Genomic DNA, 24,032 nt, shown 5'->3' with positions numbered 1-24,032 from the left:
TTTACCTTGTTTAAAGTGCCTTCATAGAAAATTTACTGGTGTGGGACTTAGAGATACAAGAATTGCGGCTCCGGCTATTGTAAACACTGCTTCCTGGCTGCACTTCTGCCGTTTCTGGCAGAAGCATTTACTAGTTCTTCTGAGAAAGGTAAATCTGATGAATAGTTGTATAGTTGTGGTGCAACTGCTGCATGAGTTACATAAAATCAGCATCTATTAAAGCTTTACTGCCAAAATCCTGTCTCTACTTTTGTTGGTTTCCCTATTGCTGATGGCATATAATGTGGAAAACTAAAGTTATTAACATGATTTACTAACATTATTAGGATTTATCTAAATATATTAGTAATATTGCTTCATCAATTTAACTTAAGCGTAATAAGATTATGGCATCAGTAAACAAAGTAATACTGGTAGGTAATGTGGGCAAGGACCCTGAAGTTCGACACTTAGAATCAAATGTAGCAGTAGCAAGGTTCCCTTTGGCTACTTCAGAATCCTTCAAAGACAAATCGGGGGCAAGGCAGGAGAAAACCGAATGGCACAATATTGTGGTTTGGCGAGGTCTTGCAGAAGTTTGCGAAAAGTATGTGAAAAAAGGCATGCAGGTTTTTATCGAAGGTAAAATCCGAACAAACCAATACCAGGATAAAGATGGCAATACGAGGTATTCTACCGAGATTGTAGCAGATTCTTTAACAATGTTGGGTGGCAAAGGAGACCAAGCACCTCAGCCAGTTGCTGCGGGTGGTTATGCTGCCAAGTCAGATGAGCCGGATGACCTTCCGTTCTAACCTGTTTAAATGAAGTATAGAAAGGCAGTTGCATTGTGCAGCTGCCTTTTTTTGTGGCTAAACGTTTTATCTGGGCAAATAAAAAAGTGAAATTTCAAATGTATGCTAAGTTCTATGGCAGCGTGGCAATGTAAACAAAATAGAAGCAGGCATCTGCTAGACTAGTTGTTGCACTTGGCTACTAGAAGAGAAAAGTGTACATTTAAGACTTACTTGTTTCAACATTAAGTTCGTTATGAAAACTCTCCCCAGCTTTTTGTCCGGCCATGGTACAAGATTGTATTACCTGCTCCTGTTCCTTTTAGTAACATTTACAGCAGCGCCTGTTCAGGTGCAGGCACAGGTTGTAAACCAGGATTCACTTTTTATCAGGGAAAACTACATAAAGCTGGAGAAAATGGTGCCCATGCGTGATGGGAAGAAGCTTTTTACATCTATTTACATACCCAAAGACAAATCAAAAAAATACCCGATCATGCTCGACAGAACTCCTTATGGAGTGGCGCCTTATGGTGAAGAAGCATATCGTAAAACGCTGGGCCCTTCTATGCTGTTTGCGCGCGAAGGCTTTATTTTTGTTTACCAGGATGTGCGCGGCAAATTTATGTCGGAAGGAGACTTTGTGGCAGTGCGGCCTTACATTCCAAATAAGAAAAAGTCGCAGGTAGACGAAAGCTCCGATACTTACGATACCATTGAGTGGTTGCTGAAGAATGTAAAGCCTAATAACGGTAGGGTTGGTAGCTGGGGCATCTCAGCACCAGGATTCTATACAACTGCCACCTTGATAGACGCCCATCCGGCGTTGAAAGCGGCTTCGCCTCAGGCGCCTGTAACAGACTGGTTTATGGGAGACGACCGCCACCACAATGGCGCCTTCTTCCTGATGGGGACCTTTGCCTTTCTTTCCTCTTTTGGCCAGCTACGCCCGGAGCCAACCACAGAATGGCCTCGCGGCTTTACGCAATACGGAACACCGGATGCCTATAAATTTTATCTGGGCATCGGGCCAATCAAAAACATCAACGAAAAAATACTGCACGGTGAAAACCCGCTTTGGAACCAGATGATGGAGCACGGTACATACGATGCTTACTGGAAGGCCAGAACACCTGTGCCTCATCTGAAAAATGTAAAACCTGCTGTGCTTACGGTAGGAGGATGGTTCGACCAGGAAGATTTGTACGGGCCTCTTAAAACCTATGCAGGTATAGAAAAACAAAGTGCCAAAACCAGTAATAAACTGGTGATGGGCCCCTGGATACATGGCAGCTGGTCTCGGGGAGAAGGAGCATATTTAGGAGACATACGTTTCGGAGCCAACACATCTGAGTTCTACAGAGAGCAGATTGAATTCCCTTTCTTTATGCATTACTTAAAAGGAGCTGCCGATCCGCAACTACCAGAAGCCTATATTTTTGAAACTGGCACAAACCAATGGAAGAAGTATGATGCCTGGCCTCCTAAAGAGAGCCAGGAGAAGAACTTGTATTTGCATGCAGGAGGGAAATTATCTTTTGAGCCTCCTAAAGCACAGCAGCAGGCGTTCGATGAGTACGTAAGCGATCCGGCAAAGCCTGTGCCTTTCACTTCAGAAATAAGAACGTTGAGAGGCAGTGATTTTATGTATGAAGATCAGCGCTTTGCCGCTACCAGACCCGATGTGCTGGTGTATGAAACAGATGTGCTTGCCGAAGATGTAACGATTTCAGGAAATGTGCTGGCTGATCTGTTTGTATCGACAACAGGTACAGATGCCGATTTTGTTGTAAAGCTAATTGACGTTTACCCGGATGATGCTCCCAATAATAGCCCGAGGCCAAATACGAAGATGGGTGGCTTTCAGCTGATGGTGCGTGGAGAAGTAATGCGGGCTAAGTTTCGGAACAGCTTTTCAGAGCCGGAAGCCATGGTGCCGAATCAGGTAACAGAAGTAAAGTTCGACATGCAGGATGCGGCACACACCTTCCGGAAGGGGCATAAAATTATGGTGCAGGTTCAGAGTTCTTGGTTTCCCTTAGTAGATCGTAACCCGCAAAAGTTTGTAAACATTTATGAAGCCCAGGAGTCTGATTTTCAGAAAGCTGCTCATAGAGTGTTCTTTTCAGAATCTCATCCGTCTCACGTAAAACTGCGGGTAGTAGAATAGAGATAAAGCTACATCATTTATAACATCTGGTATAAAGAGGTGTTGCTGCTAAAGCATTGTTTATAACCATTATAATTTAAGAATATAAAATAATGGGAATATTTTAAATATTATGTCTTTAGCGAAATTTGTATTGTTTTGAATGAATTTTCCTCTGTATTTTACGCAATAAAAATTAAGGAGGGCCTGAGTATATTATCTGGAGTACTTTTTCTGAGCTAACAGGAAATGCTTAGTGAACTTTGGGCTTAGCTTTATTGTAATCTGCTAAGTCTAATTTATGCTCAGGAGGAGTTTAATTATTCATTTAATACAAATTAAAATTATATATTTCTTTATCTATTAGTGATGGAGTTTGGCGATAGTAGGAGCATTTTAGATAAAGTAATGAGGCATTCCCCAGATATGATCTGTGCTATAGATCGGCAGGGGAGTTTTGTTTATGTCAGCGATGCCTGCAGGAACATACTAGGTTATAATATGCAGGAACTACAGGGGGCATCCTGTTACTCATTTATACACCCGGATGATTATAATGCTACGGTACAGGTTGGCAAGAGCCTTGTTTACACTAACTCCACTACCTACTTCAGGAACCGCTACAGGCATAAAAATGGAGAATGGGTACCTGTAGCATGGTCGGTAAACTGGTCTGCAGAAGAGCAAACATTTTTTTGTATAGCCCGCATTCCATCGGAGAGCGAGGTGCTTTCCCGGCAGGTACAAGAAAAGGAGGAGGTGCATAATGCCCTGGTGGAGCATGGTGTTGATATGCTTGCGCTCTTTAATACAGAAGGAGATTTTGTATACAGTGGGGGCTCCACATTGCGTAAGCTTGGTTATGAGCCAGAGCAACTCATTGGAAGAAATGCCTTTGAATTTATTCATCCGCACGATACGCCTAAGCTAAAAGAGGCTATGCGCACGGCGCTGAGCACAGAAGAGCAGGTAAAGGTGTCGGATTTCCGGTTTAAAAGTGCTACAGGTGAGTGGAAGTGGCTGGAGACAACGCTTCGGAATCAGTTGTATAATGCATCTATAAATGCTGTGGTTAGTAGCTCGCGCGACATCACAGACCGGAAGAACCGTCTTCAGAGGATCCGGCAGAGTGAACAGCGTTTCCGATCTCTTTTCGAATACAACCCGGATATCATTCTTATCGAAGACAGAGACAGTACCATACTTGATATTAATCCGGCAGGTCTCCTTTTCTTCGGCGCAGACAGAGAAAGCATTGTTAACAACAAACTCTCAGCCATACTTCCGAAGGAGATAGCACCCGTATGTATGCATTATCTGCAGGAGGCGTTTACAAATAAATCAGTTGCTTTTCATCTTACTTTACCTGTAAAGGAAGGGGACCACAAAGACATATTTGTAACGAAAGTACCCATTATTGTAGATGATGAAATTATAGGGGTATTTGCTATAGTAAGAGATGTAACTGACGTTACGCAGTCGCAGCAGGAGCTAAAAAAGCTATCATTGGTAGCAAGTGGCACTGATAACGGCGTTGTGATTACAGGTGCCAATGGCCAGATTGAATGGGTGAATGAAAGTTTTACAAGAACTACAGGCTATACTTTACCGGAAGTAGTTGGTAAAAAACCCGGATCATTTATGCAAGGCCCTGAAACTGATCCGGCAGCTGTGCAGCGTATAAGTGAAAAGCTGGAAGAGGGCGTGCATTTTAACACGGTGCTCATCAACTATAAGAAGTCTGGGGAGAAACTGTGGCTTTCTATAGATATCACCCCAATCTATAACGATGAAGGGCAGATCACGCAGTTTATCGCTATTCAGAAAGATATTACTTTCCGCAAAGAAGTAGAAGCAAGCCAGCAGCAGATGGCTCAGGACCTTTACAGGCATAACAGAGACTTGCAGCAGTTCACTTACATTGTGTCTCACAACCTAAGAGCACCGGTTGCAAATGTTTTAGGTCTGGCTACTCTTTTACCTAAACTAGACAGAAATTCAACAGTATATGATAAAGCACTGGCCAGCCTAACGGCTAGCGTATGGCAGATGGATACGGTTCTGAAAGACGTAAATACCATTTTAACTACTCGGGATAGTAAAGGTAATTATGTACAGGAACAGGTGAACATTCTTTATGTGGTGCAGCAGGCTACTTCGGCTCTTCAGGATCTGCTTCATATAAGTGGAGCAGACGTGAAGCTTACTATACCAGAGGATTATACCGTGGAAGGTAATAATGCTTATCTGAACAGTATTTTTTATAATCTATTATCAAATGCGCTGAAGTACAGGTCTCCTGACAGGAACCTGGAAGTTACCATTAAGTGCTTCGGAAGCCCGCAACGAGGTACCATTATCTCTTTTACTGATAATGGGCTTGGCTTTAATATGGAGAAGCATGGCAGTAACCTGTTTAAACTCTACAAGCGGTTCCATACCGGAATTGCAGATGGCAGAGGCTTAGGCCTGTTTATGGTTAAGACACAAATTGAAGCAATGGGAGGGCGGATTGAAGTAAGTAGCCAGGTGAATGTAGGCACCCGGTTTATGATTTACTTAACCTGATCTTTTTCTATGAAAACATTTATTATCGACGATGATCCTATAAGTTCACTGCTGACAGAACAGTCGCTGCTGGTGGAGGGCTTTCCGGAGGACATTGTCACTTTTGAGGCTGCAGAGGAGGCGCTAGGGCTAATCCTCAAAAATGCGCCAGATGGTGTGCCGGACATTATCTTTCTCGATCTTAATATGCCTGAAATGGATGGCTGGGCTTTTCTGGATGTTCTTGAGTCGCATTCTAAACAGGTGAGCATGAAGTGTAGTGTATATATCCTCACCTCTTCTTTAGACGCTTCCGATTCTGCCAAGGCTGAATCTTACGCCCTGGTAAAAGGTTTTTTGCATAAGCCTGTCAGTACAGAGGCAATAGCAGCTATTCTAACAAAGCATAGGCCGGCAGGAGACACAGAGTGGAGTTAAATTTTTTTCATAAACCCCGACTTATGAAAGATATGTACGAAAGTTCCGGGCTGTATGAACAGGAAAGGCTGAAGCGGTTATACAGTTATGAGTTGTTAGATAGCACCCAGGACAATACTTTTCAGGATGTGGTAACCATGGCAGCTCATATGTTTAAGGTGCCCATAGCATTTGTAGCACTGGTAGATAAAGCGCGTGTATGGTTTAAAGCCAGGTGTGGCCTGGATGGGAGAGCTGAAATCAGCCGGGATCTGAGTTTATGTTCTATTGCAATTTTGCAAAACGAAGTAACGGTTATCAAAGGTGCCTGGCTTCAGGAACTTATGCAGGAGAAACCGGAGATGGCCAGTATTTATAACGTAGGTTTTTATGCAGCAGCCCCTCTTACGACACCCGATGGTTATAATATTGGCACTTTATGCATAGTGGATCGGGAGCCGAAACCATTTAGCCAAGACGATGCTGCTATTTTAAGCAGTTTTGCAGCTATTGTGATGGAGGAAATCGAGCGGCAGAAGGTTATAGTAAAGGCAGAGTAAAATACTGGTATTTACGTTGCCTGCCATTTTTTACTTTGCTGTTTAGTTATTTCTTAACGTTTTTGCGTTATAACAAAATAGCAGCTATAGGAAGGCTGCTATTTTGTTATACTTGAGGCGCTGTATGTGCGCGCTAACATTTAATTCCCACTCTACTAAAACGTAAACTATGAGTAGTTCATCTGCCAAAGCATTTTTATTCGACTTAAATGGTACAGTAATAGACGACATGCATTATCATGCCAAAGCTTGGCATCATATCCTGACGAAAGATTTAGGTGCCGACCTGACATGGGATGAGGTGAAGGTGCAGATGTATGGTAAAAACAGTGAAGTGCTGGCGCGAATTTTTGGTGAGAGCCATTTTTCTGATGAAGAAACAGAGCGCCTGTCTGTTGAGAAGGAGAAAAAATATCAAGCGGAATATCGGCCACATCTCTCGTTGATAGACGGCTTGGAAGGTTTCTTAAAAGAAGCGCATGAACAGGGTATTAAGATGGCTATTGCCTCTGCCGCCATTACTTTTAATATTGACTTTGTGGTAGACGGCTTAGGGATCAGGCATTATTTCGATGCCTTTGTTAGTGCCGATCATGTTCATAAAAGTAAACCGGATCCGGAAACTTTTTTAAAGGCAGCCGAAGCTCTGGGAATGGCACCAGAAGATTGCATCGTGTTCGAAGATGCTCCTAAAGGTGTTGAGTCTGCCCAGAATGCCGGCATGCAGAGTGTGGTTATCACTACAACGCATCCGAAAGAAGACTTCAGCCAATACAACAATGTTATAGCCTTTATACAGGATTATACAAATCCATTTATTGTGGAATACTTTAAAGCTGTAAAGCCATCATAAGTTCCGGCACACCTGGCATGTAGCACGGCCTTTCTGCTGAAAGAGCAAATAAGCGCCAAGGTGCTGTAGATATTATAGGAATGGTAACCTGTCTTTTCTAAAGGTCGTGCTACATGCACGTGTGCCGGTTTAACTAAGATTTGTTTATCTGGTAATAAACCTCGCTCCAGCGCAACTCATTTTGCAGTTGACGAAGCCTGGTTTCTTTATCGATGAGCACACATTCTATACCGGCCATGTCGGCAAAATCCTGTAACTGCTCAGAAGTCAGGTTTTGGCTGTAGCAGGTATGGTGTGCACCGCCAGCCAGAATCCAGGCAGCACAACCTGTTTTCATGTCTGGGTATGGCTTCCATAGAACACGTGCAACCGGTAAGTTTGGCAGCTCATGTTCTGGCTCTACAGCTTCCACTTCGTTTACCAATAACCTAAAGCGATTGCCCATGTCAACAATAGAAGCATTCAGGGCAGGACCACCGGCTACATTAAAGACCAGCCGAACAGGATCCGCTTTGCCTCCTATACCAAGCGGATGGATTTCGCAGGACGGTTTGCCGTTTGCAATCGACTCATCGATCTCAAGCATGTGCGAGCCGAGTACAAGAGAGTTGTTCGGGTCGAAGTGGTAGGTGTAGTCTTCCATAAAGGCATTACCGCCTTTTAATCCGCTTCCCATTACTTTCATGGCTCTAACCAGGGCGGCAGTTTTCCAATCGCCTTCACCGGCAAAACCATAGCCCTGCCCCATTAAGCGCTGTGCAGCTATGCCAGGCAGCTGCACCATGCCATGCAGGTCTTCAAACGTGTCGGAAAAGCCTTTAAAATTTCCTTCTTCCAGGAAAGTGCGCAGCCCGATCTCAATTTTTGCAGCATCTCTCAATGAGTTGTACTGGTTCCCGCCTTTGCGTAAAGCCTCTACTACAGCATAGCGTTCTTCGTACTCAGCTGTGAGCTGGTCAATCGCCTGGTCGCTGACCTCATTTATAACTTTTACCAAGTCGCCAATACCATAGGTATTCACAGAGAAACCGAATTTCATTTCAGCTTCTACCTTATCACCTTCTGTAACGGCTACATAGCGCATATTATCGCCGAAGCGGGCAAATTTAGCACCTTGCCAGTCGTACCAGCCACAGGCAGCCCGGCTCCAGCCATTAATCTGATCCAGCACGGCTTCGTCCTGCCAGTGGCCTACCACAACTTTTCTGTTGATGCGCATTCTCGATACCATAAACCCAAACTCACGGTCGCCGTGGGCACTCTGGTTCAGGTTCATGAAATCCATGTCAATGGAATTCCACGGAATATCGCGGTTAAACTGGGTGTGCAGGTGCAGCAGAGGTTTGTTCAGAATTTTTAAACCACCGATCCACATTTTTGCAGGAGAGAAAGTATGCATCCAGGCAATCACACCTACGCAGTTCTCGGCTACGTTTGCATCCTGGCAAATACGATAAATCTCTTCAGTTGTCTTTACTACGGGCTTAAATACTACATTTACAGGTACCTGTGGGGCTTCATGCAAACCTTGTGCAATCTGCTGTGAATGTTCGGCTACCTGGTTAAGTGTTTCTTCGCCATATAAATGCTGGCTACCAGTTACAAACCAAACTTCGAACTGTTTCAGATCTATCATAAAAAATGAAATGTATGTTTAACACTAATTAATTCAATTAAAAAAAGTGCAGCATTTTATAGCTGCACTTTCTGTTATAAAGCATTATTGCCTAATGCCATAAGAAATAATAAATCAGGCCAATGATCAGGATAATGCCTGCTGCGCCTATGTTAAATGGCGTACCTGTGTTGAACAGAACCGGATCTGTTGTAATAGCTTTGGCATCAGCAATTTCGATTTTAGCATTAGTATACAGTATAATGCCAACCATCAGGAAGAAGGCTGCCAGGAAGTATAGGGCTTCGATGCCAATGTAGCTGTATGCCGGTGTATATACGATAGCTCCAATAAGCGAAACGGCGGCAAGCACAAAGAGCACATAAGCGTATGTTACCAGCATTCGCTGTCTTCCGCTTTCTGGCAGAGGAGCTTTTACTTTAGCCCCTTTTTCTACAAAGCTTATAACAGACGCAATTACGCAAAGGATAATAAATACATACCCCATGCGTAGCAGGAACGGCATATCCGGGCTGATCACCTTGAAAAGAATACCAGCCGGAATGGTGGCAATGGCTGTCCAGAGTGCGGCATTGGCTGTGATCTGTCTCCAGAATAAGCCCATACCGAATACAGCAACTACGCCCGGATAGATATAACCGGTATACTCCTGAATATATTGGAATACCTGATCCAGTGCACTTAGCTGTGGCGCTACAATGGCTGCAATACCTAATGCAACAACTGCTACAATACGACCTACACGTACTAATGAACGACCGGATGCATCCGGGTTAAAGTAGGGGCGATAGATATCCATGGTAAAGATAGTAGAAGTACTGTTTACCATAGAAGCCAGCGACGAAACGATAGCTGCTGCCAAGGCCGCAAAAGCAACACCTCTGACACCCACCGGTACGAAGTTCTTTAACAGCCATGGGTAAGCCTGGTCAGATTTATCGATAGTGCCTATTTCTGTTATGGATTTGCCAAGAATAGAAGAAAGCTCTTCAGGAGTGTGCGCATTTAATAATACATAAGCTGTAATGCCTGGAATTACTACAATAAGTGGCATTAGAAGCTTTAAATAACCTGCGAAAAGAAGACCTCTTTTGGCTTCGTTGATACTTTTGGCAGCTAGACCTTTTTGAATAATGTATTGGTTAAAGCCCCAGTAGCCTAAATTGGTAGCCCACATAGCACCGGCAATTACGGCAATACCTGGCAGGTCGATAAAGGCATCTTTAGAACCTCCGGAGCCATCCGGTATGAACAAATGACCTTGCGGAATAATCATGGAGAAGTGGTCGCGGCCTTTCTCATAGATGTTTGCCAAGCCTGCAATAATGCCAGAGCCTTCGCCTACTGCATCTAATGCCAGGAAAGTCGTAACCAAACCACCACCTACCAGGAAAATAACCTGAATAACGTCTGTCCAGGCAACTGCCTCCAGACCTCCGTAAATAGAGTATATGGCCGAGAATAACAGCAAGCCAATGATGCCATACTGCAGCGGTATGCCCATAATGCTTTCCATCGCCAGTGCACCCAGATAGCTTACAGAGGTCAGGTTTACAAAAACGTACACCAGCAGCCAGAATACGGCAAAAGCGGTACTCACACCTCTGTTAAAGCGTTGGTTCAGGAACTGAGGCATGGTATAAATGCCATTGTCGATAAATACTGGCAGGAAATACTTTGCTACTATAATAAGTGCAAAGGCAGCCATCCACTCGTAAGCAGATATGGCAAGACCGATAGCAAAACCAGAGCCCGAGGTTCCGATAAAGTGCTCGGCTGAGATGTTGGCTGCAATAAGAGAGGCACCAACAGCCCACCAGGTAAGCGATTTATCAGCAAGGAAATATTCTTGAGCAGTTTTTTCAGTGCCTTTCTTATTCCTCGATACCCATAATCCCATAAAAAGGATGATAACGGCATAGAGGATAAAGACTACGTAATCCAGTGTAGAAAATCCTGAGGTCATGTGCGTGTTTTAGAGTTTATAAGTTTAGGGTTAGAAAAAGTAATTACTTGCTTATAGAAGGCATCCATAACCTTTATTGTCCATAGTAGGAGTGGGGGCCATGCTTTCTTTCATAGTGCTTCTTTATCAGCGAATCCTTTAAACGGGGAACATCGCTTCTAATTTGCTCTGTAATATAAGCCATTCTTGCAACTTCTTCTAAAACTGCACTATTATAAACTGCTTTTTCTGCTGTTTTTCCCCAAGTAAAGGGTGCGTGGTTCCCCACTAACACCATTTCCACTTCTTTATAACTCATATTCTTCTCTTTCAGGTAGTCCATTATCTGGAAACCCGTCTGATATTCGTAGTCGCCCTGTATCATGGCATCCGCCATAGGGGGGGCACAAGGAATGTCTACTGTATTATGATCTGCATGTGTAGTGCCATAGATAGGAATGTCGCGCTGGGACTGGGCCCAGGCGGTAGCATAAGTGGAGTGGGTATGTACAATGCCGCCTATGTTTTCCCAGTGCTTGTAAAGTACAGCGTGCGTTTGCGTATCAGATGAAGGGCGTAAGTTGCCCTCTACTGTTTTGCCTTCAAAATCTACGATCACCATTTTATCCGGAGAAAGATCGTCGTAAGGCACGCCACTTGGCTTGATAGCAAAAACTCCTGCCTCACGGTCTGCCGCACTTACATTTCCGAAAGTAAAAAGTACCAGCCCCAGCTTTGGCAGCTGCATGTTAGCTTGATAGGCTGTTTCTTTAATGTGTTGGTATTGACTCATGTTATCTGACTACTGCTTCTTGAACGTCTGTTACTTGTGATGCCGGAGCGTCTATCTGTGCCTCTATAAGGTCGCCTAGCGCTTCGTATTTCCGAAACCGTTTCTCATACAGAGCGGCACGTTCCGGGTCTGGTGAATATTCAGCATCAAAGCCTTGCCCCATAGCATCCATGGCATCTTCTACTTTCGCATAGATTCCGGCAGCCGTAGCGGCAAACATGGCGGCTCCAATGGCACAGGTCTGATCTGATTTATGAATCCGGAGAGGCATGTTAATTACATCAGACATCATCTGCATGATGAAAGGCGATTTTTTAGCCACACCTCCCATGCCTATCAGGCCTTTAACCGGAATGCCTTGTTCTATAAACCTGTTCACAATTTTTTTAGCTCCGAAACAGGTAGCTTCGGCAAGTGCTCTGAATAACTTAGGCGCATCTGTTCCCAAACCAAGTCCGGCTACGGCTCCTTTTAGTAATTGGTTGGCATCAGGTGTTCTGCGGCCGTTGAGCCAGTCGAGGGCATACTCGCTATTTTCTGTTAGCGGAACTCTTGCGGCCTGTGCAGTAAGTTCCGGAATAATGCGTGCTTCTGTCTCAGCAACAAGTGCTTGCGCTGTTTCGGAAGACACCGTTTCGGATTGCAGCAGTATGTTCTCCAGAGGCCATAATAAAATTTTTCGGAACCAGGCGTATACATCTCCAAAAGCAGATTGGCCTGCCTCCAGTCCCATCATACCAGGTATAATAGAGCCGGGTACCTGGCCGCATATTCCGTTTACCAGTTTATCGCTTACCTCTTCAAGTGGGGCCACCAGCATATCACAGGTAGAAGTGCCCATTACCTTACTCAGGTGGTAAGGCTCTATTTGCCCGCCTACAGCGCCCATATGCGCGTCGAAAGCACCAACCCCTATAACAACATCGGTAGATAAACCTAATTTTTCTGCCCACTCCGCACTCAAAGTTCCTGCTGCCTGATCCGAAGTATAAGTAGTTGTGAATAATCTTTCTGTGAATCCGGCCAGCAGCGGGTCTAGTGATGAGAAAAATTCTTCCGGTGGCAACCCGCCGAACTCTTCTGCCCAAAGCGACTTATGCCCGGCAGAGCATACGCCTCTTTTCATTTGGGCTACATCTGCTCCTCCTGTAAGTAAGAAAGGAATCCAGTCGCAGTGTTCTACCCATGAGTAGCATGCTTCTCTTACGTTGACATCTGCTCTTAGTATGTGGAGCAGTTTTGCCCAAAACCATTCTGAAGAATAGATGCCGCCTACATACTGAAGATAGTTGGTGTCAAACCTGGTTGCATGCTGGTTAAGTTCAGCAGCCTCGGCAACTGAAGTATGATCTTTCCAGAGAACAAACATTGCGTTCGGATTTTCTTCGAAACCAGGCAATAGCGCTAACGGCGTGCCGCTTTTATCTACCGCCACAGGGGTAGAGCCAGTAGTATCGACAGAAATACCCTTTACCGCTTTTACAATTGTGTTGCTCCCTGCTTTTTGGAGGCAATCTTTTATCGTATATGTTAGCCCTTCTACATAATCCAGGGGGTGTTGCCTGAACTGGTTCGCGGAAGAATTGCAGAAAAGCCCTTTTTGCCAGCGCGGATAATAAAATACCGAAGAAGCTACCTCTTCCCCGTTAGAGGCATTTACTAAAACGGAGCGGACTGAGTCTGAACCATAGTCTACTCCTATTACATATTGTTCCTGATTCACAGTTATTATTTTAATTTTGTGTCAAAATAACACTTATTGTTTAAAATATGAAGTTCCAAGAATATCTTTTTTGTAGATACTGACTAACTAGTTAGAAGTTTATCAGGATTTGGAATGAACTTTAGAAAGGCTTGAAAATCATCTAAATACTTTGACTGGTCAAGTTTATAATAAAATGCTCCTTTCTTAGAGCTTTCTTTCTCCTTGTCCTGTTGCTTTATAAATAAGCCGGTAGATAATAGTTTTCTGGTGAAATTCCGTTTGTCCAGGCTGGTTTCATACAGGCCTTCATATAAGGCCTGAAGCTGTGGTAAGGTGAATTTATCGGGGAGTAGCTCAAATAATATAGGGTGCAGAGCAGCTTTATAGCGGAGCCTTTCTTTAGCCATGTTAACCATTCTGTTATGATCGAAGATAAGCTCCGGCATTTCTTTTAATGGAAACCACTCCGCATTAAAGTCTTTGCTTAATTGCTTCTCATACTTTTGAATATCAATTAAAGCAAAATAAGCAACTGCTAATGTTCTTTCCACAGGATCCCGTTCTAGGTCGCCAAACGTATGTAGTTGCTCCATATACACATTTTCCAGACCAGTTAATTGCTTTAGCACGCGGTTGGCTCCAACATCCAGGCTTTCATCAGGCTGCAGAAAGCCACCCATCAGACTCCATTTTCTTTTTTCAGGAGCAAAGCCTCTTTGAATGAGAAGTAGTTTGTATTGCTCTCCATCAAAACCAAAGATGATACAATCAACAGCAACAAGGATACGGGTTTGCCCTGAATATTTAAGCATAAATTAACAATTAATAGCTAGCAAAGACTACACGATCTTTAAAAGATGCTTACAAGATAAGCGAAGATTTAAAATTTTATCAATTGCATAGGCTATAAATACCCAAAAATTAAATCCCATACATGAATGAATGATATGACGAGCTCATAAACCTGCCTGGTTGTTAGCTTTCAACTACAAGATGCTGAAATAAGATCACATCATCCTTTATCTGCACTTTAATGGTATAAGGCCGTTTAAACTGTGCAACTGTAGTTGCTTCTCAATATTTTCAGAAGAATTTTCAGCAAAACTGAAAAAGGTATTAAAGCATTTGCTTCTCAATAAAAAATGTGTCACTTTTATAAGTGTATAAATAACACAAATTATTTCTTGCAAAGCTTCTAAGCAAGAAGAATGACTTTATTGTAAATGGTTAATAGAGGCTAATTTAAAACAGAGGAAGCGATTTGTGTGAGAATATTAACAATACATAACTTTTAAAGAAATGAACCTGAAGTGTTTGCGTATTCTGCTTTTACTCCTCTTACCGTTCGCCAGTATCGGGCAGGAGATTCAGTTTAAAAGTTTTCCACTTTCTGCAGTAAGCCTGCTGGAGAGCCCCTTTAAAAAAGCACAGCAAACGGATATGGCATACATGCTGGCACTTGACCCCGACCGGTTGCTGGCACCATACTTACGGGAGGCTGGTATAGAACCAAAAGCTCCTGTTTACGGTAATTGGGAAAATACAGGCCTGGATGGCCATATCGGGGGCCATTACCTTACTGCACTGGCACTCATGTATGCTTCTACAGGAAATGAGGAGCTACACAAGCGGCTAACCTATATGATTGACCAATTGGAAATATGCCAGAAGAAAAATGGCAATGGGTATGTAGGAGGTGTGCCAGGCGGAAATGCGATGTGGGAGGAAATCAGCAGAGGCAAGATAGATGCGCAAAGCTTTTCATTAAATAAAAAGTGGGTACCCTGGTATAATATACATAAAACTTATGCTGGCCTTCGGGATGCTTATTTATATGCAGGTAACGAAAAGGCAAAAGACATGTTAGTGCAATTCTCAGACTGGTGCCTGAACCTGACAGCAGGTTTAACCGACGCGCAGGTGCAGGACATGCTACGAAGCGAGCACGGCGGCATGAACGAGGTGTTTGCTGATGTGGCTGAGATAACCGGAGACGGCAGGTACCTTGAACTGGCACGGAAATTTTCTCATCGTGCCATCTTAACTCCTTTGCTTTCGAATGAAGACAAACTAACGGGTTTGCATGCCAATACACAAATACCAAAGGTAATCGGGTATAAGCGTATAGCGGAAGTGGCAGGAGATCCCGCCTGGGCTGATGCCTCTGCTTTCTTTTGGGAGACAGTGGTGAAAAACAGAACAGTTTCTATAGGGGGAAATAGTGTTCGGGAGCATTTTCATCCAACAAATGACTTTAGTTCTATGGTAGAGTCCAGGGAAGGCCCCGAAACATGTAACACCTATAACATGCTGAAACTAACGAAGCAGTTATTCTATACAGATCCATCCCCTGCTTATATTTCTTACTACGAAAGGGCCTTGTATAATCATATTCTTTCGTCGCAGCACCCGGAGAAAGGAGGCTTTGTATATTTCACCCCAATGAGGCCACGGCACTACCGTGTGTATTCGCAACCCAGCGAAGGCTTTTGGTGCTGTGTTGGCTCCGGGCTGGAAAACCATGGAAAGTACGGCGAGTTGATTTATACACACAATGGGAAAGACATATTTGTTAACTTGTTTATTCCGTCTCATCTGAAGTGGCAGGAGAAAGGCGTTACCCTGAAACAGATAACTAAGTTTCCATTTGAGGAGAAGACAGAACTCAGGCTGGAGCTGCAAAAGTCCGCAAAGTTTTCGCTGAATATCAGGAAGCCTGAATGGGTGAAGGAGGGGGCGTTTAAAGTGCTTGTAAATAATAAAGAGGTGAAGACTAAAGCTGTTTCTTCTACCTATGTGGCTGTAGAACGCAAATGGAAAACAGGTGATGTGGTTTCGGTTGCACTGCCTATGCAAACAAAGGTAGAGCAACTGCCGGATCAATCGGACTGGGTGTCGTTTGTGCATGGCCCGGTTGTACTCGCAGCAATAACAGATAAAACAGATTTAGAAGGTTTGTGGGCTGATAACAGTCGTATGGCGCATATTGCACATGGGCCGGCTTATTCTATAGAAGAAGCGCCCTTGCTGGTATCATCGGGTAAAAGCCTGGCAGATGGATTAAAGCCTGTCGATGGGAAGCCACTTACATTTAAAGCCTCTGATATGATTGCCACTGATGCCTATAAGCAGGTGGAGTTGGTGCCTTTTTTCCAGGTGCATGATGCCCGTTATGTGGTGTACTGGCCTGTTTCTACGCCGGAAAAGCTGGAGGCCAGAAATAAGGCTTTGCGGGAGAGAGAACAGGAAAAACTCTTGCTCGACTCCCGTACTGTTGACCAGGTTGCGCCCGGAGAACAGCAGCCTGAATCAGATCATAATTACCAGGGAGAAGGTGCCGAGTCAGGCGTGCACCAGGATCGGCATTGGCGGCATGCCAGCGGGTGGTTTAGCTATGACCTGAAAGACCCGAAGAAAGAGGCCCGCACCTTACGGGTAACTTATTACGGACAGGATATGAATCGTAACTTTGATATACTGATTAATAACAAGCGCATTGAAACAGTGAGGTTAGACGGATCTAAAGGCAATACTTTTTTTGAAGTGGATTATGCTTTGCCGGAAGAGTTATTGAGAAGTGCAGCAGGGAAATTGCAGGTGAAATTCTCTGCTCACGCTGGCTCCATTGCAGGAGGTGTCTATCATGTCAGGTTACTAAAATAGGAAAGCTTTGCCTTTTTTAAACATTAATTATACATCTGTAAAGATCTGTTCTTGATAAAATTAACTTAAAAACGAATGAAGAAAAATTTATTAGGTTTCTTGCTGCTTCTCTGCAGCTTCTCTGGTTTCGGTCAAACTACTGCTAAGCTAAATGCGCCAACTAACCAGGAGCTGAAAATAAACAAGCATATTTATGGCCATTTTGCCGAGCATTTAGGCCGCTGTATTTATGGTGGATTTTATGTAGGCGAGGACAACAAAAAGATTCCCCATACAGCAGGTATCAGAAATGATGTGGTTGATGCCCTTAAAAAGCTAAAGATACCCAACCTGCGCTGGCCGGGAGGTTGTTTTGCCGATACGTATCACTGGAAAGATGGCATAGGACCTAAAAGTCAGCGCCCGACGATTGTGAACAGCTGGTGGGGCGGAGTAACAGAAAACAACAGCTTCGGGACGCACGATTTTCTGAATATGTGTGAGTTGCTGGGTACAGAGCCATACCTGGCAGGAAATGTAGGAAGCGGGCAGGTGCAAGAACTGGCCGATTGGGTGCAGTATGTTAACTTCGCCGGGGAAGGCCCCATGTCAAAGCTGCGTCGTGCGAACGGCCGCCAAGAACCCTGGAAGGTAAAGTACTGGGGTATTGGGAACGAAGCCTGGGGTTGCGGCGGTAACATGACGGCAGAATATTATGCCAACGTATACCGCAAATACGCCACCTTTGTGTCTGACTGGAATAATACCGGAGGCATTTACCGCATTGCTTCCGGCGCCAATTCAGGCGACTACAACTGGACCGAGGTGTTAATGAAGAATATCCCGAAGAGCCTGATCGAAGGCGTTGCGCTTCATCATTACTCTGTGATCGACTGGAATAAAAAAGGCCCAGCTACTGACTTCTCGGATGAGCAGTATTTTACCACCATGAAGAGAGCTCTGTTTATGGAGGAACTGGTAACAAAGCATATTGCCATCATGGATAAGTATGACCCTGAGAAGAAGGTAGCCTTGGTAGTAGACGAGTGGGGCGGTTGGTATGATGTAGAGCCAGGTACAAACCCTGGTTTCCTTTACCAGCAGAACACCATGCGTGATGCCATGATTGCAGGTGTAACGCTTAACATCTTTAACAACCACTGCGAACGTGTACGTATGGCCAATCTGGCGCAAGCTATAAATGTGCTGCAGGCAGTTATCCTAACCGATGAGGAGAAAATGATCCTGACACCTACTTACCATGTTATGGAAATGTATAACGTGCACCAGGATGCAACATTTCTGCCTCTTGAAGTTAAAAGTGCCGACTTTGCTTTTAACAATGAAAAGTTACCGGCTGTTTCCGGCTCTGCCTCAAGAGACCAGCAAGGTGTAACACACATTACATTAGTTAATATCGACTCTAAAAAAGCCAATGATATCAGTATAGATGTGCAGGCGCTGAAGTTGAAATCTGTGTCAGGGCGAATTTTAACCTCAAAGAGTATACAGGATCACAATACCTTCGAAAAACCTAATACAATTACACCTGCTAATTTTAAAGGAGCCAGTATAAAAGGCAATAATTTAAATGTGAAGTTGCCGCCGTTTTCTGTGGTGGTGCTGGAACTGAAGTAAGGCTTTTTAAAAGTTTTGCAAAGCGGCATCAATTATAGGTTGGTGCCGCTTTGCTATTTAAGGGCAGGCGCTACCTTCTGTTGCAGATTAGCGTATAAGCGCCTATGGCACAACAAAACGCACGTTATACCCGCACTCCACAATCTGAAAAGCTGAAATGGGTGGATTCTATGGTTCACCTGATGGATAACCAGTTTCGTTTGCCTGGCACCCGCTATCGTTTTGGCTTAGACCCCGTACTGGGTTTATTCCCTTTTGTAGGCGATTTTGTTTCTTTTGCAATCTCAGCCGGCCTGGTAATGACAATGGCAAGGCACGGAGCAAGTGGTAAAGTAGTGGCGCTCATGTTGCTCAACATAGCGGTAGACGTATTGTTTGGAAGTATACCTGTTCTGGGTAATATTTTCGACTTTGCATTTAAAGCAAATCAGCGTAATGTGCGCTTGTTGCGCGAGCACTACGAGCAAGGCAAGCACCAGGGAAGTGGAAAAGGCATTATTGTAGGTGTGCTGTTAATGCTGATTGTGCTTGTTGTTTTTATAGTTTGGGCTTTATGGCAATTAGCCACTTATATTATTGCGCTTTTCTAAATAAAAATATAAAAAAATTAGTTTGCAGAGCGAACACCAGATGGCAAACATTGCTCTTGGCAGCCGGTAAGAACTAAGCTCTTCCCAAAGCTTTAGCGATTTCGATCGCTTTAAGAGCACTGGCTTCTTTATCTTTTATTTCCAGCATAACATCCAGTTCTACTCCTTCTGTTTCCAATAGAAAATCATGGAAAAGCTGCTCTTCAATACTTGGGGTGTGCTTCCCTTTGCGCTCGCCATAAGCCTGTGAGCTATAGTCCATCATCAGGATGCCATCTTTTACAGGATCCCATGTTTCAGAAGCGAATTGTATGGCTTCATTTAAAGGCTCGCCATTATTAACACACTCGTGGTGCAGGTTGTCAAAAATAACAGGCATACCTGTAAGCTCGTGTAGTTGGAGGCAGTCCAGTAAGCTATAGGTTCTGTCGTCATTCTCTACGCAAAGCCTGGCTTTTACGGCTTCAGGAAGCATGGTATGATATACTTCGGCAAAACGCCCTATGGCCGTAGATTTATCACCATAAGCACCGCCGCCATGAATCTGTAGTTTAGCTGTTGTATCCAGTTCCATCAGATCAAGGATGCTGCCCTGATATACTAGCTCGGCAATACTGTTCTTTACAGTCTGCTCATTAGGAGAGTTAAGCACCACAAACTGATCTGGGTGCATAGAAATGCGCATGTTGTTGCGTTTTATGTATTCGCCCAGTTCCAGAAAAGTAGGCTTAAAATGCTCCTGCCAGTTATAGGTATTAATAGGGTGTGAGGCAAAAGGCACTAAATCGGAAGTTAGGCGAAAGAAAAACAGCCCATGCTGAACATTGTATTCCAGTATGCGCCGAAGGCAAGCCAAGTTCTGCGCTACTGTTTCCAGAAGTCTCTCTTCTGTATAAGAGGCGAGCCTGAAAGTACGGGATGGACTACAGTCTAACGTCCAGTTAATGCATGGGTAGCCTATTTTCATAGTTTAGTTAAGTATAGGTAATGGTTAACCTACGAAAGAACGGAGTGTTTGGCTGTAGGGTTAGAAACTGTTTTGAGTGCTAAACCTTACCGGATTAAATTATAGGTTGAAATATGCACTTGATGTACTATATTTGGATAAGGATAGAAGTATCCGTGAATTATGCGCAACAAATCTGAAAACAAACTTTAAAAATTATGTCTTATGAATCAATTACTACGCCAATCTCTCGATAATTCATATCATCCTGATATGACCTTGTATTATACCCCATTCTAAAATATTAAACTTTTATATATTAGTTGACAGTCTGAGATTAGTCCGCTTATGGTAGGTTGCTGTTGCTGCTTAAGGGCGCAGGCAACTATTAAAGGGTATAAAATGTTGCCGACTATAACACAAGGTGTAAAATAATTTGTGTTCCTTCTGATGAATAAGTATACTGTGCCATGTATTGGCTTGGATGAATTTGTTGCTTCAGTTGAACAACATTATGGAAGAGGAATAAAGATTTAAGTTTAAGTTCATGAGCGAAGAAAACAGACTAAAAGAACTTAATGCATATCAGATACTAGATACATTACCTGAGCAGGAGCTTGACGAATTAGCTGAAATTGCATCAGCTATTTGTGATACCCCTATTTCATTAATGTCATTTATCGATGACAGACGCCAGTGGTTCAAGGCAAAAAAAGGAATCAATATTGCTGAAACGCCAAGACAGGATGCTTTTTGCCAACATGCACTGCACAACCCAAAAGAAGTACTGGTTGTGGTTGATCCTTTAAATGATGATAGGTTTAAAAATAACCCTTTGGTGCTGGGTTCTCCTTACATCCGCTTTTATGCAGGTGCTCCCCTGGAAACGCCGACTGGGAATGTACTTGGAACCTTATGCGTAATTGATGATAAACCCCGGGAAATATCAGAGAATCAGAAGAAGGCTTTAAAGCTCCTGGCTAAAAAAGCAATTGATTACCTGGAGTTCAGAAAGATATTGCTGGAGCAGGGAGATAGAATCGAATTAAGTGCGGCAAGGCTGAAAAAGCTAACGGACCTGGCTCCCGGAGCAATTTACCAGTTTGAAATGACAGCCAATGGTAAAATGTCTTTTACTTTCTTAAGTAAAGGTATAGCTGAAATACACCCTGATCTCGATCCTGAGGAGCTAAAGCAGAAACCTGAGCTTGGGTTTGGGGCCATTCACCCGGAAGATCTGCCGGTAGTGCAGCAGAGTATACAGGAATCGTTTATACACCTGACCAGCTGGGACATGGAATACCGGGTCGTGTCAAAGAATGGTACTATTTCCTGGCATTGGGCAAATGCAAACCCGGAGAAGCAGGAGGATGGAACGGTGGTGTGGTATGGCACTTTTCAGGATATTACAGATAGAAAAGAGTATATAAAGGCACTGGAACAGATACTTCATGATATATCGCATGTCATGCGCCGGCCTGTAGCCACCATGCTTGGTTTAACATCTGCCATTGAAAAAGAAGTGCTTAATGAAAAAACACTGCTGGAATACCTGAAGCACATCAAAACAGTGTCAAAGGAAATGGACGATTATATCAGAGCTCTGAATGATGTGTATCACTCCATTAAGTTGAATATTGCGGATCGGTATAAGGTTAAGATACATTAGCTTGCCACAGCTGCTTTAAAAGAAGATGCCCTGTAGGTTTTGGAACTTACAGGGCATCTTCTCTTAAAGCCGGGTATCAGGCAAAGAAGTTTACTCTTCGTCTTCGTTGCTTCGGCCAGCTAATAATACAACTGCCGCTGTGGTTAAGGCAGCACCTATGGCTATTTTCTGAAGCAGGCCCATTTTGTTGTGCTTCCATTGGGCATTCCAGCCTTTTTCTGCAAAAAAGTTTGGTACATGCCCCTGTTTCAGGTCATCAATAATGCCTTCTACTTCGTCTACGCGGTCTGCTAATATTAGAGGTATCCAGTGTGCAAAGCTTCCTTCCCCGTACTTGAACGCCTGGCGCCGGATCATACCACTCAAACCACTAGGTGGAGCAGATGTGCCGAAAACAGCACTGACATTAGGTCGTTCATTGGAATGCAACACCTCAATATTAACAGGCTGCTGTGGCGGCCGCTCCCAACTGTAGCCTTTTTGCTCTTCATCGGTACGGTGTTTCATGGGGTATGTAGGATCGTTTTTTGGATCTATATCTATGCCCCAACCTTTTATATGTGCGTAATCTTGTGCTCTGTCTTTCATAGTATTTTACTTTACATTTTGGCGGACGGTGGAATAAGAACCGGTTTGATACAATTATCCAGCTTATCAGAGAAAATGCGATAAGCATCTGATACCTCTTCCAAAGGAATGCGGTGTGTAATAAGTGCTTTAGGGTTTATCACCCCGTTTTGCACATGCTCGATTAGCCTGGGGAGTAGGCGTTTTACAGATGCCTGGTTTGCACGTATTGTAATACCCTTGTTTACTACGTTGCCAATCGGCACCAGATTGCCTGTTGGGCCATAAACACCTACAATAGACACAATACCTCCCTTTTTAACAGAGTTTATGGCCCAGTGCAGTGCCGTGGCAGAACCTGCCTGTAACAGCATTTTACGACCGGTAATGGTTTGCATGGCACTTCCGGCAGCTTCAGCGCCTACAGCGTCTATGCAAACATCGGCACCCATCCAATCGGTTGTTTTCTTTACAAACACCACCGGATCCTCAATCGATCTAAAGTTGTAGGCTTCGCATTGGGCGTAGTTCTTAACAAACTCCAGCCGGTACTCTACCTGGTCGAAAACAATAACGCGGCCGGCGCCAAAAAGCCAGGAGCATTTGGCAGCCATAATGCCTATAGGGCCTGCGCCAAATATCACTACGGTGTCTCCGGGTTGTATGCCGGCCATCTCAGCAGCCTGATAGCCTGTAGGCACCACATCGGTCAGTAAAACAGCATCATCGGGGTCCATGCCTTCCGGTATTACAGTAGGGCCTATATCGGCATAAGGCACACGTACATATTCGGCCTGTCCGCCATTGTAGCCTCCTGCAGTATGCGAATAGCCGAAAATACCACCTACAGCTGTTGCTTGCGAATTCGATTCATGGCAGTTGCCATAAAGCCCCTGCTTACAAAAGGCGCATTTTCCGCAGGCAATATTAAAGGGCACTAATACATTATCACCAACCTTCAGTTTCTGTACATCCGAGCCAACTTCTTCTACTACTCCGATAAATTCGTGTCCGAATGTAGTTCCTACACGCGTGTCTGGTACGTTGCCGTTGTATAAGTGCAAATCAGAGCCGCAAATACAGGAGCGGGTTACTCTGACAATGGCATCCTGAGGGTGCAGAATTTCAGGCATCGGTTTATGATCAATTCGGACCCTTTGTGGTCCACGGTAATTCATAGCAAGCATATATATCGCCCTTTCTTTTAAACGTGAGACATCAGGTATACCTTTATGTATACTTTAAAATATTCTAAATAGATTAGGTCCTCTTGATTACTCTTTCTAACCGTTAAAGTTTCAGTTTGTGCTTCTGGAAGAAAAGTGTAGATTGTTTGGTAGGTGCTATTTTAACTGTTAATTTATTAATTTTTAATCGATTGTGTGCTAGGTTGATGAAAATGAAGCTTGGTGAGTATGGTGCTCTTATGCTCGGTTAATGCCACTGTTTTTGCTTGCTATAATCTATATATAGTTATATTTTATAAATACTAAAAGTGTAGCCTTGAAATGCGATAGGGTATAGAAGCTCTGGGTGAAGAACACGATATGCCAGTATAAGCAATATGTAAAATGGCTACTGTATAAGTGGCAGCGTATAGTA

The 24,032-nt window shown here is 43.8% G+C and carries 18 protein-coding genes; 10 read left to right on the top strand and 8 right to left on the bottom strand.

The genetic code is table 11. From position 1 onward, the window contains the following. The first annotated feature begins 386 nt into the window (after positions 1–386). The 6 genes from C1N53_RS15125 to C1N53_RS15100 all read left to right on the top strand — a co-directional run bounded on the left by C1N53_RS15125 (position 387) and on the right by C1N53_RS15100 (position 7,299). Positions 387–794, top strand: coding sequence for a single-stranded DNA-binding protein (locus tag C1N53_RS15125; protein WP_137760109.1), 408 nt, complete (start codon positions 387–389; stop codon positions 792–794). 235 nt (positions 795–1,029) lie between these two features. Then, positions 1,030–2,943 carry a CocE/NonD family hydrolase gene (locus C1N53_RS15120; protein ID WP_137760108.1) on the top strand — a complete coding sequence of 638 codons (1,914 nt, stop codon included), beginning with the start codon at positions 1,030–1,032 and terminating at the stop codon, positions 2,941–2,943. 348 nt (positions 2,944–3,291) lie between these two features. Continuing rightward, positions 3,292–5,490, top strand: a complete 2,199-nt coding sequence (locus tag C1N53_RS15115) for a PAS domain S-box protein (RefSeq protein ID WP_137760107.1) — start codon at positions 3,292–3,294, stop codon at positions 5,488–5,490. Positions 5,491–5,499: 9 nt separating this feature from the next. Beyond that, positions 5,500–5,907: a response regulator gene (locus tag C1N53_RS15110; protein ID WP_137760106.1), complete on the top strand. Its 408-nt coding sequence runs from the start codon at positions 5,500–5,502 to the stop codon at positions 5,905–5,907. A 23-nt stretch (positions 5,908–5,930) separates the two neighbouring features. Next, the gene (locus tag C1N53_RS15105) at positions 5,931–6,446 is read left to right on the top strand and encodes a GAF domain-containing protein (RefSeq protein ID WP_137760105.1); all 516 of its coding nucleotides are present in this window, start codon (positions 5,931–5,933) and stop codon (positions 6,444–6,446) included. A gap of 169 nt (positions 6,447–6,615) precedes the next feature. Next, a complete protein-coding gene (locus C1N53_RS15100; RefSeq protein ID WP_137760104.1) occupies positions 6,616–7,299 on the top strand; it encodes an HAD family phosphatase in 684 nt (227 codons plus the stop codon). A gap of 133 nt (positions 7,300–7,432) precedes the next feature. On the opposite strand, the gene araA is transcribed toward C1N53_RS15100, so the two are convergent. The 5 genes from araA to C1N53_RS15075 all read right to left on the bottom strand — a co-directional run bounded on the left by araA (position 7,433) and on the right by C1N53_RS15075 (position 14,190). Continuing rightward, positions 7,433–8,935, bottom strand: coding sequence for an L-arabinose isomerase (gene araA, locus C1N53_RS15095; protein ID WP_137760103.1), 1,503 nt, complete (start codon positions 8,933–8,935; stop codon positions 7,433–7,435). Between the two features lie 91 nt (positions 8,936–9,026). Then, positions 9,027–10,901 (bottom strand): sodium/sugar symporter, encoded by a 1,875-nt coding sequence (locus C1N53_RS15090; RefSeq protein WP_137760102.1) that lies wholly within the window; start codon positions 10,899–10,901, stop codon positions 9,027–9,029. 73 nt (positions 10,902–10,974) lie between these two features. Continuing rightward, entirely contained in the window at positions 10,975–11,673 is a 699-nt protein-coding gene (locus tag C1N53_RS15085) for an L-ribulose-5-phosphate 4-epimerase (protein WP_137760101.1), read from the bottom strand. Position 11,674: 1 nt separating this feature from the next. Further along, positions 11,675–13,396, bottom strand: coding sequence for a ribulokinase (locus tag C1N53_RS15080; protein WP_137760100.1), 1,722 nt, complete (start codon positions 13,394–13,396; stop codon positions 11,675–11,677). Between the two features lie 83 nt (positions 13,397–13,479). Beyond that, a complete protein-coding gene (locus tag C1N53_RS15075) occupies positions 13,480–14,190 on the bottom strand; it encodes an NUDIX domain-containing protein (RefSeq protein WP_137760099.1) in 711 nt (236 codons plus the stop codon). Positions 14,191–14,677: 487 nt separating this feature from the next. On the opposite strand from C1N53_RS15075, the gene C1N53_RS15070 reads away from it, so the two are divergent. The 3 genes from C1N53_RS15070 to C1N53_RS15060 all read left to right on the top strand — a co-directional run bounded on the left by C1N53_RS15070 (position 14,678) and on the right by C1N53_RS15060 (position 19,248). Beyond that, a complete protein-coding gene (locus tag C1N53_RS15070) occupies positions 14,678–17,041 on the top strand; it encodes a glycoside hydrolase family 127 protein (protein ID WP_137760098.1) in 2,364 nt (787 codons plus the stop codon). A 75-nt stretch (positions 17,042–17,116) separates the two neighbouring features. Beyond that, a complete protein-coding gene (locus C1N53_RS15065) occupies positions 17,117–18,658 on the top strand; it encodes an alpha-N-arabinofuranosidase (RefSeq protein ID WP_137760097.1) in 1,542 nt (513 codons plus the stop codon). Positions 18,659–18,762: 104 nt separating this feature from the next. Further along, a complete protein-coding gene (locus C1N53_RS15060; RefSeq protein WP_137760096.1) occupies positions 18,763–19,248 on the top strand; it encodes a DUF4112 domain-containing protein in 486 nt (161 codons plus the stop codon). 73 nt (positions 19,249–19,321) lie between these two features. Here C1N53_RS15060 and uvsE read toward each other — a convergent pair whose 3' ends face one another. After that, positions 19,322–20,215, bottom strand: a complete 894-nt coding sequence (uvsE, locus tag C1N53_RS15055) for a UV DNA damage repair endonuclease UvsE (protein ID WP_137760095.1) — start codon at positions 20,213–20,215, stop codon at positions 19,322–19,324. A 526-nt stretch (positions 20,216–20,741) separates the two neighbouring features. Here uvsE and C1N53_RS15050 point away from each other — a divergent pair. After that, positions 20,742–21,863, top strand: coding sequence for a PAS domain-containing protein (locus C1N53_RS15050; protein ID WP_137760094.1), 1,122 nt, complete (start codon positions 20,742–20,744; stop codon positions 21,861–21,863). A gap of 90 nt (positions 21,864–21,953) precedes the next feature. On the opposite strand, the gene C1N53_RS15045 is transcribed toward C1N53_RS15050, so the two are convergent. Then, a complete protein-coding gene (locus tag C1N53_RS15045) occupies positions 21,954–22,451 on the bottom strand; it encodes a hypothetical protein (protein ID WP_137760093.1) in 498 nt (165 codons plus the stop codon). Between the two features lie 11 nt (positions 22,452–22,462). Continuing rightward, positions 22,463–23,617, bottom strand: a complete 1,155-nt coding sequence (locus C1N53_RS15040; protein WP_137760092.1) for a zinc-dependent alcohol dehydrogenase — start codon at positions 23,615–23,617, stop codon at positions 22,463–22,465. Positions 23,618–24,032: the final 415 nt, after the last annotated feature.

Source organism: Pontibacter sp. SGAir0037 (assembly GCF_005491705.1).
GTDB lineage: Bacteria > Bacteroidota > Bacteroidia > Cytophagales > Hymenobacteraceae > Pontibacter.
This window is presented reverse-complemented; position numbering and strand designations above follow the sequence as displayed.

Bases quoted from the DNA above. Each gene is read 5' to 3' on its own strand.
- C1N53_RS15125 (WP_137760109.1), top strand. From the start codon at position 387: ATGGCATCAGTAAACAAAGTAATACTGGTAGGTAATGTGGGCAAGGAC.
- C1N53_RS15120 (WP_137760108.1), top strand. From the start codon at position 1,030: ATGAAAACTCTCCCCAGCTTTTTGTCCGGCCATGGTACAAGATTGTAT.
- C1N53_RS15115 (WP_137760107.1), top strand. From the start codon at position 3,292: ATGGAGTTTGGCGATAGTAGGAGCATTTTAGATAAAGTAATGAGGCAT.
- C1N53_RS15110 (WP_137760106.1), top strand. From the start codon at position 5,500: ATGAAAACATTTATTATCGACGATGATCCTATAAGTTCACTGCTGACA.
- C1N53_RS15105 (WP_137760105.1), top strand. From the start codon at position 5,931: ATGAAAGATATGTACGAAAGTTCCGGGCTGTATGAACAGGAAAGGCTG.
- C1N53_RS15100 (WP_137760104.1), top strand. From the start codon at position 6,616: ATGAGTAGTTCATCTGCCAAAGCATTTTTATTCGACTTAAATGGTACA.
- araA (WP_137760103.1), bottom strand. From the start codon at position 8,935: ATGATAGATCTGAAACAGTTCGAAGTTTGGTTTGTAACTGGTAGCCAG.
- C1N53_RS15090 (WP_137760102.1), bottom strand. From the start codon at position 10,901: ATGACCTCAGGATTTTCTACACTGGATTACGTAGTCTTTATCCTCTAT.
- C1N53_RS15085 (WP_137760101.1), bottom strand. From the start codon at position 11,673: ATGAGTCAATACCAACACATTAAAGAAACAGCCTATCAAGCTAACATG.
- C1N53_RS15075 (WP_137760099.1), bottom strand. From the start codon at position 14,190: ATGCTTAAATATTCAGGGCAAACCCGTATCCTTGTTGCTGTTGATTGT.
- C1N53_RS15070 (WP_137760098.1), top strand. From the start codon at position 14,678: ATGAACCTGAAGTGTTTGCGTATTCTGCTTTTACTCCTCTTACCGTTC.
- C1N53_RS15065 (WP_137760097.1), top strand. From the start codon at position 17,117: ATGAAGAAAAATTTATTAGGTTTCTTGCTGCTTCTCTGCAGCTTCTCT.
- C1N53_RS15060 (WP_137760096.1), top strand. From the start codon at position 18,763: ATGGCACAACAAAACGCACGTTATACCCGCACTCCACAATCTGAAAAG.
- uvsE (WP_137760095.1), bottom strand. From the start codon at position 20,215: ATGAAAATAGGCTACCCATGCATTAACTGGACGTTAGACTGTAGTCCA.
- C1N53_RS15050 (WP_137760094.1), top strand. From the start codon at position 20,742: ATGAGCGAAGAAAACAGACTAAAAGAACTTAATGCATATCAGATACTA.
- C1N53_RS15045 (WP_137760093.1), bottom strand. From the start codon at position 22,451: ATGAAAGACAGAGCACAAGATTACGCACATATAAAAGGTTGGGGCATA.
- C1N53_RS15040 (WP_137760092.1), bottom strand. From the start codon at position 23,617: ATGCTTGCTATGAATTACCGTGGACCACAAAGGGTCCGAATTGATCAT.